Raw genomic sequence first — 11,613 nt, 5'->3', positions numbered from 1 at the left:
GGTTGCCGCGGGTCGGAGGGTCAGGAGGTCCGCGGAGCGCCGACGTCCGCGGGTCTCCCCCGCCGTAGGGCCACCCGACCGCTCAGCGCTCGAAGAACCAGCCCGACGGCCGCTCCGTGCCGCGCACGACCGTGCCGCTTCCGCCGCTCCCGCCGCGACGGCCCACCGCCAGGTAGGCGAGGCTGCCGATGAACGGCGCGATCACGATGAACGCCACCCAGGAGACCTTCGCGACCTTCGAGAGCCTCGGGTTCGACAGCACGCCCCGGATCGCGAAGAGCAGCAGCACGATGTTCAGCACGACCAGCAGGGACTGCGGATTCATCGGGGTGCTCCACGGGATCGTGCGCCGCGGTCGACCGGCGCCGGAGCGCCCGACCGGGCAGGGTGGCCCGCGATGATTCACGAGACAGGGCATTGTCGCACGCGGCGTAGGATGGAGGGCTCATGTCAGACGTGCTCAGCATCCGCTACCCGCCCGAACTCCCCGTGTCGGCGCGGCGCGAGGACATCGCCGCCGCGATCCGCGACCACCAGGTGGTCATCGTCGCCGGCGCGACCGGATCGGGCAAGACGACCCAGCTGCCGAAGATCTGCCTGGAGCTCGGCCGCGAGAGCATCGCGCACACGCAGCCCCGGCGCATCGCCGCGCGCACCATCGCCGAGCGCATCGCGGAGGAGCTCGACGACGAGGTCGGCGGGCTGGTCGGCTACCAGGTCCGGTTCACCGACAAGGCGTCCGCCTCGACGCGGATCAAGCTGATGACCGACGGCATCCTGCTCAACGAGATGAACCACGACCGGATGCTCAGCCGGTACGACACGATCATCATCGACGAGGCGCACGAGCGCAGCCTCAACATCGACTTCCTCCTGGGCTACCTGCACCGCCTGCTGCCGCAGCGCCCCGACCTGAAGGTGATCATCACCTCGGCGACGATCGACCCGCAGAGCTTCGCGGCCCACTTCGCCGACGCCGCCGGCGAGCCCGCGCCGATCATCGAGGTCTCCGGCCGCACCTACCCGGTCGAGATCCGCTACCGCCCGCTGGTCGCCGAGGAGCCGGAGGAGGACGACGACACCGACGTCCCCGACGCGACGAGCGGCAGCCGCGACCTGATGACCGGCATCGCCGACGCCCTGGGCGAGCTGGCGCGCGAGGATCCGGGCGACGTCCTGGTGTTCCTCTCGGGCGAGAACGAGATCCGCGACGCCGAGGACGCCATCCGGGGCCGGAATCTGCCGGGCACCGAGGTGCTCCCCCTCTACGGGCGCCTGTCGGCGGCCGATCAGCACCGCGTCTTCGAGAAGGGGCGCACCCCCGGCGTCCGCCGCCGCGTCGTGCTCGCGACCAACGTGGCGGAGACGAGCCTCACCGTCCCCGGGATCCGCTACGTGATCGACGGCGGCACGGCCCGCATCTCGCGCTACAGCGCGCGCTCGAAGGTGCAGCGGCTGCCGATCGAGGCGGTGTCGCAGGCCTCCGCGAACCAGCGCTCCGGCCGCTCGGGACGCACCAGCGCGGGCATCGCGATCCGCCTCTACTCCGAGGAGGACTACCTCCGCCGCCCCGAGTACACCGATCCCGAGATCCTGCGCACGGGCCTGGCCGCGGTCATCCTGCAGATGATCTCGCTCGGACTGGGCGACATCGCCTCGTTCCCGTTCCTCACTCCGCCCGACTCCCGCGGCATCAAGGACGGCCTCGACCTGCTCACGGAGCTCGGCGCCCTCCGCGTCCCCGGCTCCCCCTCCGCCGCCTCCGCCGCGCCGCGAGACGCCGCTCCGGTGCGCGGCACGCCGCCGAGCGCGCACTCGAGCGGCGTCCCGCGCAAGGGGGCGGAGGCCGCGCCGCAGCTCACGCGCATCGGGCGCGACCTCGCGCGGCTCCCCATCGATCCGCGCTTCGGCCGGATGGTGATCGAGTCGCGCCGCCACGGCGTCAGCCGCGAGGTGATGGCGATCGTCGCGGGCCTCACGATCCAGGACGTCCGCGAGCGCCCTCTCGAGCGCCGCGCCCAGGCCGACCAGCAGCACGCGCGCTTCGTCGATCCCACCAGCGACTTCCTCACCCTGCTGAACCTCTGGAACTACGTCGAGGAGAAGCAGGAGGAGCTCTCCTCGAGCGCCTTCCGGCGCCTGTGCAAGGCCGAGTACCTCAACTACCTGCGCGTGCGCGAGTGGCAGGACGTGTTCCGCCAGCTGCGCCAGCTCGCTCGCCCCCTCAAGCTCGAGCTGGGCGAGCCGAAGGTCGACCCCGACGGGATCCACCGGAGCCTCCTGGCCGGCCTGCTCTCGCACCTGGGCATCAAGGACACCACCTCGCAGCAGGCGCAGCGCGCGGCGAAGAGCCGCGAGCGCCAGAACGTGCAGTACATCGGCGCCCGCAACGCGAAGTTCTCGATCTTCCCCGGCAGCGCCCTGGCCAAGAAGCTCCCCGACGCGGTGATGAGCGCCGAGCTGGTCGAGACCAGCCGCCTCTTCGCCCGCTCGAACGCCGCGATCGATCCGGCCTGGGCCGAGGCGATCGCGGGCGACCTCGTGAAGCGGCAGTTCAGCGAGCCGCACTGGGAGAAGTCGCAGGGCGCGGCCGTCGCCTACGAGAAGGTCACGCTCTACGGCGTGCCGATCATCGCCCGCCGCCGCGTCCAGTTCTCGCGGATCGACGCCTCGTACGCCCGCGAGCTGTTCATCCGGCACGCCCTCGTCGAGGGCGAGTGGGAGTCGCGCCACGCCTTCGACCGCAAGAACCGGGCCCTGCGGGCCGAGCTCGAGCGGCTGGAGGAGCGCACGCGCCGCCGCGACCTGCTCGTCGACGACGAGGCCGTGTTCGACTTCTACGACCGCCGGCTCCCCCGCGACATCACCTCGGTGCGCTCGTTCGACTCCTGGTGGCGGACGACCCAGCACGACGAGCCCGATCTGCTGACGATGACGCAGGAGACGCTCCTCCCCGAGGACGCGGAGCAGATCGACGAGACCGCGTTCCCCACGCAGTGGCGCCAGGCCGACCAGCGCTTCCGCCTCTCGTACCGGTTCGAGCCGGGGACGGAGGAGGACGGAGTGACGGTGCACGTGCCGCTCGCGCTCCTGCCCCGCGTGACGCCCCTCGGCTTCGACTGGCTGGTGCCGGGACTCCGGGCCGAGCTGGTCACCGCGATGATCAAGGCGCTGCCCAAGCACCTGCGCCGGAACGTGGTGCCCGCGAACGACTGGGCGCGCAAGCTCACCGCGTTCCTGCCGCACGACGTGCCGAACCCGCCGACGGAGTCGTTCGCGGCGACCCTGGCCGGAGCGATCCGCCGCGAGGCCGGCGTGGTGGTGCAGCCCGAGGACTTCGACCTCGAGCGCATCCCCTCGCACCTGCGGGTCACCTTCGCCGTCGCCGACGAGCGGGGGCGCACGGTCGCCGCCGGCAAGGAGCTCGCCCCGCTGGCCGAGCGCCTGCGCGGCCGGGTCCGCGACGAGGTCGCCCGCGTGGTCGAGGCCCGGGTCCCCGACGCGCTCGAGCGCCGGGGCCTGAAGACCTGGGACATGCCGGAGCTGCCCCGCGTCACCGACACCCGGCAGGGCGGGAACACCATCCGCGCCTACCCCGCCCTGATCGACGACGGCGACTCGGTCTCGATCCGCCTGCTCGCCACGGCCGAGGACCAGGCGCGCGAGCACCCGAGAGGCGTCCGCCGCCTCCTCCTGCTCGCGACGCCGAGCCCCGTCGCCTACGTGCAGCAGCACCTCACCTCGAACGAGAAGCTCGTGCTCGCGCAGAGCCCGTACCAGAACACGACCGCGCTCTTCACCGACTGCCTGCTCGCCTGCGTCGACGCGGTCCTCTGGCGGATGAAGCCCGACGGGATGCTCTTCCTCCGCGCCGAGTTCGACGCCGTGCGCGACCGGGTCTCGGCGAGCGTCATGGACGCGATGTTCGAGACCGTGAAGACGGTCACGACGATCCTCACCACCGCCCGGGGCGTCGAGAAGGCGCTCAAGGCCTCGACGAGCATGGCGCTCCTGCCCGCCCTCACGGATGCGCGGGAGCAGCTCTCGGGCCTGGTCTACCCGGGCTTCGTCTCGGCGACCGGAGTGGAGCGGCTGCGGCACCTCCCGCGCTACCTCGGCGGGATCACCGAGCGCTTCGGCAAGATCGCCGAGAACGTCGGGCGCGACCGCGTCTGGCTGAACGAGGTGCAGGCGGCCCAGGAGCTCTACCGGTCGGCAGGCGGCGTCGTGCCGCTGCCCGCGCACGCCCCGGAGCGGATCGCGCGCGCCCGCTGGATGATCGAGGAGCTGCGGGTGAGCTTCTTCGCGCAGTCGCTCGGCACCGCCGAGAGCGTGTCTCTGCAGCGGATCCGCAAGGTGCTGGCCGGCTGACGCGCCCCTCCGCCGAGGGAACCGCGACCCGTCGAGGGACCCTCGGGCAGCGGTCTCCCTCGACGAACCGCAGTCCCCTCCGGAGCGCTAGTGTCGTCCGGTGGGCAGCTACACCGATCTCCTGAAGACCCCCGGGGTGGGGCGCATCATCCTCGCGCAGCTGACCGCGCGCTTCCCGTTCGGGATGCTCTCGCTGGCGTTCCTCCTGCACGTGGAGCGGGTGCACCACTCCTACGCCGCCGCCGGCCTGGTGCTCGGCTCGATGTCGATCGGGCAGGCCATCGCCGGGCCGCTGACCAGCCGCCTGATGGGGCGGCTCGGGATGCGCCGCGTGCTGACGATCACCCTCGTGGTCTGCGCGGGCGCGATCATCGCGATGGCCGTGCTCCCGCTCGAGGTGTGGCAGTTCGTCGTGATCGGGTTCATCGCCGGCCTGAGCATGCCGCCGGTGCAGCCGGCTGTGCGGACCATTTACCCCAAGATGGTCACCAGCTCGCAGCTGACCCCGCTCTTCTCGCTCGACGCCTCCGCTCAGGAGATCATCTGGGTGCTCGGCCCGGTGCTGGCGACGCTCGTGTCGATCCAGGTGTCGACGGTCGCGGGCATCCTGACGGCCGCCGCGTTCCTGATCGGCGGCGGGATCTGGTTCATCGCCTCGCCCGAGGTGGGCCGCGTCCGCATCCCGCGCTCGAAGCGCCGCCTCGGCGTGGTGCTCACGAAGCCCCCGGTGCTGCTGGCCACGGTCGTCGGCTTCCTCCTGATCGGCGCCTGCTCGGCGGTCGAGGCGGGCGTCGTCGCGGTGTTCGGCGAGGGCGGAGTCGAGTCGGGCGTCGTGCTCGCCGTGTTCGCGGCGGGCTCCCTGGTCGGCGGCCTCGCCCTCGGCCACATCCCGATCAGCCGGTGGGCGACCGCGCGGCGGATGCTGATCGTCACGGTCGGCATGGGTCTGGCGGCGGTCTCGACCGACTTCTGGTGGCTGTGCGTCACGCTGTTCCTCGCCGGCATCGGCATCGCCCCCGCTCTCGCGGCTCTGTTCGCGATCACCGCCTCGAGCGTGCGCTTCTCGGACACGGCGGAGGCCTACGGCTGGGTCGGCACCGGTCAGCTGATCGGCGCGGCGCTGGGCTCCGCGATCGCCGGCGTGCAGATCGACCAGGCCGGGCCGACCGCCGCCATCGTCGTCGCCGCTGCCTTCGCCCTGGTCGGCTTCCTGGTGCCCCTGCTCGGCCGCCGGTACCACCCGGATCTCCGCGGGCGCGACGCCAGCCCGCTGCCCGACACCGAGCCGGTCACGCTGCCCTCCTAGGCCGCCACCCCGGTTGTCCGGCGCCTGTCGGACACCCTAGGGTGAAGGCCCACGACGACGAGGGGACGGCATGGGACTGCGGGAGGACGCGGAGGAGCTGGTGCGCGAGCACCGGCGCGCCGCCGCCCGGACCGACCTCCTCGACCCCTGGTCCGATCCGGAGACCCCGGAGTGGTGCACGGAGCTCGCCGCCGCGCTCTGGCAGGGGTCCTTCCGCCCGAGTCCCGTCTACTTCCGCCGCGAGGAGTCCTCGCACGCCTGGCGCGGCCCGCACTCGACCCGCCTGCACCACCTCGGCTACGGGTGGCAGCTCACCGCGCACCGCGAGCAGCACGGGGTCGTCGCCTCCGAGACGGCGGTGGTCCTCGAGACGGGCTCCCTCTGGCGCGGACTCGGCATCGGCCGGCGCCCCGTGCGCGCGCTCCGCGGCCGGCTCGGCGTCGAGGGCCTGCAGGCGGGCCACGACGTGCACTTCGCCGCGCGCGGCATCGACGAGCGCAGCGACGCGGAGCGCGCCGAGCGGCGCCTCCTCTTCGGGGTGGCAGGTCTCGCGGCGCTGATCGAGGACGACGTGCACGTGGGACCGCACGGCGAGCTCGACTGGAGCGTCTGAGGCGCGTGCCAGCATGGGAGGCATGAGCGTCCCCCTGATCCCCCTCAACGACGGCCGCGCGATCCCCCAGCTCGGGCTCGGCGTCTACAAGATCGGCGACGAGGAGGCGGCCCGCACGGTCGCCGTCGCCCTGGAGGCCGGCTACCGGCACGTCGACACCGCCACCCTCTACGGCAACGAGCGCGGAGTCGGCGAGGGGATCCGCGCGAGCGGCCTCCCCCGCGAGCAGGTCTTCGTGACGACCAAGGTCTGGAACGACGACCACGGCTTCGACGAGACGCTCGCCGCCTTCGACCGGAGCCTCGAGCTGCTCGGCACCGACTACGTCGACCTCTACCTCGTGCACTGGCCGATCCCCTCGCGCGACCGCTACGTCGACACCTACCGCGCCCTCGAGCGCCTGCAGAGCGAGGGGCGGGCCCGCTCGATCGGCGTCTCGAACTTCGCCGAGGAGCACGTGCAGCGCCTGCTCGACGAGACGGGAGTGGTGCCGGCGATCAACCAGGTCGAGCTGCACCCGCGGCTGCCCCAGGAGGAGCTGCGCACCTTCGACGCCGCCCACGAGATCGTCACCGAAGCGTGGTCGCCGCTGGCCCGCGGGCGCCTCCTCGACGAGCCGGCCCTGGCCCGCGTCGCCGCGAAGCACGGCGTCTCGCCGGCGCAGGCGGTGCTGCGCTGGCACGTGCAGCTCGGCGTCGTCGTGATCCCGAAGTCGGTGACGCCGGAGCGGATCCGCGAGAACCTGGACGTCTTCGGCTTCGCCCTCGACGACGAGGACCTCGCCGCGATCGCCGGGCTCGCGACCGGTGAGCGCACCGGGCGCGACCCGCGCTTCGACTGAGGCTCCGGCGATGACGGCGGGCAGGGTCCTGCTCCTGCACGGCCTGGGCGGTTCGGGCCGCACCTGGTGGCGGCTGAGCCGCGAGCTGACCGCGGCGGGCTGGAGCGTCTCCGCTCCCGACCTGCGCGGACACGGCGACGGGCCGCGCGGCGGCTCCTCCCGCCACGACGCCTACGCCGACGACGCCCTCGCGCGGGGACCGTTCGACCTCGTCGTCGGGCACTCGCTCGGCGGAGCGGTCGCGGTGCGCGCCGCCGCCCGCGACTCCGGCTGGGCGGGGCGCCTGGCGCTGCTGGACCCGGTGCTCCGGCTCGCCCCGGAGCAGCGGGCCGCCGTCCGCGCGGGCGAGCTCGCCGGTCTCGCGGTCTCGGCCGAGGAGCTCGCTGACGCGCAGCCGCTCTGGGACGAGCGGGACCGGGCCGAGAAGCTCGCCGCGGTGCGGGCCGCCGATCCGGCCGCGGTCGCCGCGACGATCGACGACAACGACCCGTGGGACCTGCTGGCGGACCTGCCGGGCCTCCGCCCGCCGGTCCTCGTGCTGGCCGGCGACCCGCAGGTCGAGACGCTGCTCCCTCCCTCCCTCGCCGCCCTGGTGCTGCGCGCGAATCCGCGCATCCGGTACGCGGTCGTGGCGGGCGCAGGTCACAGCCCCCACCGCGACCGTCCGGAGGAGACGCTCGCGATGCTCCGCGAGTGGGCCGAGAGCCCGGCGACGGCCTGACCGACCCGCCGGCCCGGTCCGTGTTTCGTCCGGATGAAATCTGGCAGGGGGGACTGGGCCGCACCGTTTCCTGTGAATACCCTCGCAGAGGACGCGATCCCCTCCCAGTCTTCGGGAGGTGCGCGTCGGGGCCGCCGACGCGGCGGCCCGTTCTCGAGGAGAGGGAGCCCCAGTGGCGCGAACCACCACGAACACCCCGAGCGGCCGCCGACGCCGCTCGCTGATCGGCTCGAGCGCGATGATCGGAGCGGGCGCCCTCGTCGCCGGCTTCGCCTTCGCGCCGACGGCGAGCGCCGTCGAGCCGGTCGACTTCGCCGACACCGTCACGGTCGACGGCATCATGACCCACCTGGAGGCGCTTCAGGCGATCGCGGACGCCAACGGCGGCACCCGCGCGATCGGCACTCCGGGCTACGAGCTGAGCGGCGCGTACGTCGAGAAGGTCCTCGCGGACGCCGGCTACACGACGGAGCGCCAGGACTTCACCACCGCGACGCAGACGATCGACGCGTTCACGCTGACCACCGGCACCGGCGCCGTCGGCACGCCGATGGAGTTCACTCCGTCGACGCCCGAGGGCGGCGTGACCGGCGAGCTCATCGCCCCCGTCGATCCGCTCGGCTGCACCACGGACGCCTGGACCGGCCTCGACGCCACCGGGAAGGTCGCGCTCGTCAGCCGCGGCTCCTGCAGCTTCCTCGAGAAGTCGGTCGCCGCCGGTGCCGCCGGCGCCGCCGCGATCATCATCTACGACAACGCGCCGAGCGACGCCCTCAACGGGACGTTCGGCGGACAGGACGCGGCCGCCGTCCCCGGCGTCGGCGTCACGCAGGCCGAGGGGCAGGCGCTGCTGGCGTCGCTCCCCGCGAGCGTCTCGGTCCTCATCGACCAGACGACGACCGAGGTGGAGACCTTCAACATCGTCACGGAGACGCCGGGCGGCGACCACGACAACGTGGTCATGCTCGGCGCGCACCTCGACAGCGTGCCCGCCGGCCCCGGCATCAACGACAACGGCTCCGGATCCGCGACGCTGCTCGAGACGGCCGTGCAGCTGGCCGCCGCGGGCGACACGACCAACGCGGTCCGCTTCGCCTGGTGGGGTGCCGAGGAGGTGGGCCTGGTCGGCTCCTACACCTACGTCGACTCCCTGACGGAGGACGACGCCTCGAAGATCGCGACCTACATGAACTTCGACATGGTCGCCTCGCCGAACTACTTGATCTCCGTCTACGACGCGGACCAGTCCACCTACGAGGCCCCCGTGGACGTGCCCGCCGGCTCGATCGCGACCGAGAAGGCGTTCACCGACTACTTCGACTCGATCGACCAGCCCTGGATCGACACCGCGTTCGACGGCCGCAGCGACTACGACGGCTTCATCTCGGTCGGCATCCCGTCCTCGGGCGTCTTCACCGGCGCCGACGACGTCAAGACGGAGGAGGAGGTCGCGCTGTTCGGCGGCACCGCCGGCATCACGCACGACCCGAACTACCACTCCGCCGCCGACGACATCGACAACATCAACCAGGAGGCGCTCGGCATCACGTCGAAGGCCATCGCCTTCGTGACCGCCTCGTTCGCCGCGGACACCTCCGCGATCGACGCCGAGAAGGACCCGACCACGCCGACCCCGACGCCGGAGCCCACCGTGGCCCCGACCGCCGAGCCGACCGTCGCTCCGACCGCGCAGCCGACCGTCGCCCCGACGACCGCGCCCACCACCGCGCCGACGGCCGCTCCCACCCCGAGCAGCACGCCGACCGCCGTGGCGCCGCACCCCGGCGGCCGCCCGCCCCTGGCCTCGACGGGAGCCGACGTCGGCCTGCCGCTGGGCCTCGGCGGACTGCTGATCGCCGGCGGCGTCGGCGGGCTCCTGCTCGCCGCGCTGCGCCGCCGGAGCGCCGAGCGCGGCTAGCCGCCACCGCCCCGGAGCCGTCCGGCCGTCGCTCCGCGACGACCGGGCGGCTCCGTCGTTCCGCCCTGAGGGGACCCCGGACCGTCGAGCTGCGGCGGGTCCCTTCGACGGTCGGGGGCTCCCTCACGTCCGACAGGGCTTCCGGCGGCCGGGGGACACGGTGTTCACTGGGCGCATGCGAGCCATCTGGAAGGGCGCGATCACCTTCGGCCTGGTCAACGTGCCGGTGAAGATCTACAGCGCGACCGAGGACCACGACATCCCGCTGCACCAGGTCCACGACAAGGACGGCGGACGGATCCGGTATCAGCGCAAGTGCGAGATCTGCGGCGAGGTCGTCACCTTCGACCACATCGACAAGGCCTACGACGACGGCGAGCGCACCGTGGTCCTGTCCAAGGACGAGCTCAAGGCGCTGCCGGAGGAGCGCGACCGCGAGATCGACGTCGTGCAGTTCGTGCCCAGCGAGCAGGTCGACCCGATCATGTTCGACCGCGCCTACATCCTGGAGCCCGACTCCTCCTCCCCCAAGGCCTACGTCCTGCTGCGCCGCACCCTCGAGCAGACGGACCGCACCGCGATCGTCGAGTTCGCGCTGCGGCAGAAGACCCGCCTCGCCGCGCTGCGCGTGCGCGGCAAGCTCCTGATGCTGCAGACCCTGCTCTGGGCGGACGAGGTGCGGGAGGTCGAGTTCCCGTCGCTGGAGGGCAGCACCCGGATCGCGGCGCGCGAGCTCGAGATGTCGGCGCACCTGGTCGACTCCTACTCCGAGGACTTCGACGCCGCGAAGTTCCACGACGCGTACCAGGAGGAGCTGCGCACGCTGATCGACGCCAAGATCGAGCAGGGCGACGCCCTTGACACCGCCGCGACCTTCGGCGAGGCGCCGGAGGAGGAGGGCGGCGGCGAGGTGCTCGACCTGATGGAGGCGCTCAAGCGCTCGGTCGAGCGCAGCCGCGGGGCGAAGGGGACGCCGGCGGAGGAGGCCCCCGCCGAGAAGAAGGCCGCGAAGAAGGCGGCGAAGAAGGCGGCGAAGGCTCCGGCGACGACCGCCGCGAAGAAGAAGCCCGCGGCGAAGAGAGCCGACACGGAGAAGGGCGCCGACGCGCCTGCGAAGAAGCGGACCCCGAACAAGACCGCTGCGGCGGAGAAGGCGGCGTCCTAGTCCCGCCGGATGCGGCGGGTCGGGGTCAGACGGAGCCTCCGGCCCGCTCGGCCGCCCGGTCGGGCTCGTCGGCCGCGTCCAGCTCGTGCACGTCGTCGAGGTCGACCGCGACCGAGCTGACCAGCGCGAGCAGCGCCTCCGCGTAGGCGTTCTCGGCCGCCGCGTCCTCGAAGGTCCGCGCCCGGCCGCCGAGCTCGACCTCGACGGCGAACCGCGTCTCCGGCTCGGCGAGGCGACGGAGGGAGCGGAAGGTCCCGCGGAGGAGCTCGCGCAGCTGGTCCTCCCGCGGCAGCCAGAGCGAGTCCTCCAGGGAGACGGAGTCGAGCGCCCATTCCGTGGTGCCGTTGAAGCCGAGGACGGTCCCGCTCGGGTACTCGTGCGCCTCGATGGTCATGTCGCTGACGGTGAAGACGTCGCCGTCGAAGCCCTCCCGCTCGATGCGGAAGCGGTCACCGGTGCGGGGCGTCCAGCGCACGCCCGCCGTGCGCAGGGCACGGGCCAGCTCGAAGGAGATCATCCGACGAGTGTGGCCCGCGAAGCCGCGAACGCGCCGCGAGCGGCACCCGCGCGCCCCGATGTCGGTGGATGAGTTTACGTTCATGAAACGTCCGGTTCACAGGCCGGGCACCCGCACTGCATAGCGTGACCATGCGTGCCCCTTTCGGGGGTGCGCCGGCC

Annotated in this window: 9 protein-coding genes; 7 read left to right on the top strand and 2 right to left on the bottom strand. The window is 72.8% G+C overall.

The genetic code is table 11. The annotated features are described in order from the left end of the window. Window positions 1-82 precede the first annotated feature (82 nt). Complete coding sequence (locus C5C30_RS09710) at window positions 83-325, bottom strand: PLDc N-terminal domain-containing protein (protein WP_159939582.1); 243 nt, start codon at window positions 323-325, stop codon at window positions 83-85. Window positions 326-447: 122 nt separating this feature from the next. Between C5C30_RS09710 and hrpA the strand changes: the two genes are divergently transcribed. The 7 genes from hrpA (at window position 448) to C5C30_RS09675 (ending at window position 10,935) form a co-directional block, all read left to right on the top strand. Then, complete coding sequence (hrpA, locus tag C5C30_RS09705) at window positions 448-4,371, top strand: ATP-dependent RNA helicase HrpA (protein WP_104333626.1); 3,924 nt, start codon at window positions 448-450, stop codon at window positions 4,369-4,371. A 100-nt stretch (window positions 4,372-4,471) separates the two neighbouring features. Continuing rightward, window positions 4,472-5,677: an MFS transporter gene (locus tag C5C30_RS09700; RefSeq protein WP_104226915.1), complete on the top strand. Its 1,206-nt coding sequence runs from the start codon at window positions 4,472-4,474 to the stop codon at window positions 5,675-5,677. Between the two features lie 70 nt (window positions 5,678-5,747). Further along, window positions 5,748-6,290 carry a hypothetical protein gene (locus C5C30_RS09695; protein ID WP_104233702.1) on the top strand — a complete coding sequence of 181 codons (543 nt, stop codon included), beginning with the start codon at window positions 5,748-5,750 and terminating at the stop codon, window positions 6,288-6,290. 22 nt (window positions 6,291-6,312) lie between these two features. After that, window positions 6,313-7,131 (top strand): aldo/keto reductase, encoded by an 819-nt coding sequence (locus C5C30_RS09690; protein WP_104268910.1) that lies wholly within the window; start codon window positions 6,313-6,315, stop codon window positions 7,129-7,131. A gap of 10 nt (window positions 7,132-7,141) precedes the next feature. Then, window positions 7,142-7,852, top strand: a complete 711-nt coding sequence (locus C5C30_RS09685; RefSeq protein WP_104333625.1) for an alpha/beta fold hydrolase — start codon at window positions 7,142-7,144, stop codon at window positions 7,850-7,852. Window positions 7,853-8,024: 172 nt separating this feature from the next. Next, window positions 8,025-9,770 carry a M28 family peptidase gene (locus C5C30_RS09680; RefSeq protein WP_104333624.1) on the top strand — a complete coding sequence of 582 codons (1,746 nt, stop codon included), beginning with the start codon at window positions 8,025-8,027 and terminating at the stop codon, window positions 9,768-9,770. Window positions 9,771-9,945: 175 nt separating this feature from the next. Beyond that, window positions 9,946-10,935 (top strand): Ku protein, encoded by a 990-nt coding sequence (locus tag C5C30_RS09675; protein WP_104333623.1) that lies wholly within the window; start codon window positions 9,946-9,948, stop codon window positions 10,933-10,935. Between the two features lie 25 nt (window positions 10,936-10,960). Here C5C30_RS09675 and C5C30_RS09670 read toward each other — a convergent pair whose 3' ends face one another. After that, window positions 10,961-11,452 (bottom strand): pilus assembly protein CpaE, encoded by a 492-nt coding sequence (locus tag C5C30_RS09670; RefSeq protein WP_308471023.1) that lies wholly within the window; start codon window positions 11,450-11,452, stop codon window positions 10,961-10,963. Between the last annotated feature and the right edge of the window lie 161 nt (window positions 11,453-11,613).

Source organism: Rathayibacter sp. AY2B5 (genome assembly GCF_002931645.1).
Lineage (GTDB): Bacteria > Actinomycetota > Actinomycetes > Actinomycetales > Microbacteriaceae > Rathayibacter.
Note: the sequence above shows the minus strand (reverse complement) of the source record. Positions and strands in the feature narration are given on the sequence as shown.

Coding starts and splice junctions, on each gene's coding strand:
- C5C30_RS09690 (WP_104268910.1), top strand. CDS start 6,313: ATGAGCGTCCCCCTGATCCCCCTCAACGACGGCCGCGCGATCCCCCAG.
- C5C30_RS09695 (WP_104233702.1), top strand. CDS start 5,748: ATGGGACTGCGGGAGGACGCGGAGGAGCTGGTGCGCGAGCACCGGCGC.
- C5C30_RS09675 (WP_104333623.1), top strand. CDS start 9,946: ATGCGAGCCATCTGGAAGGGCGCGATCACCTTCGGCCTGGTCAACGTG.
- C5C30_RS09685 (WP_104333625.1), top strand. CDS start 7,142: ATGACGGCGGGCAGGGTCCTGCTCCTGCACGGCCTGGGCGGTTCGGGC.
- hrpA (WP_104333626.1), top strand. CDS start 448: ATGTCAGACGTGCTCAGCATCCGCTACCCGCCCGAACTCCCCGTGTCG.
- C5C30_RS09670 (WP_308471023.1), bottom strand. CDS start 11,452: ATGATCTCCTTCGAGCTGGCCCGTGCCCTGCGCACGGCGGGCGTGCGC.
- C5C30_RS09710 (WP_159939582.1), bottom strand. CDS start 325: ATGAATCCGCAGTCCCTGCTGGTCGTGCTGAACATCGTGCTGCTGCTC.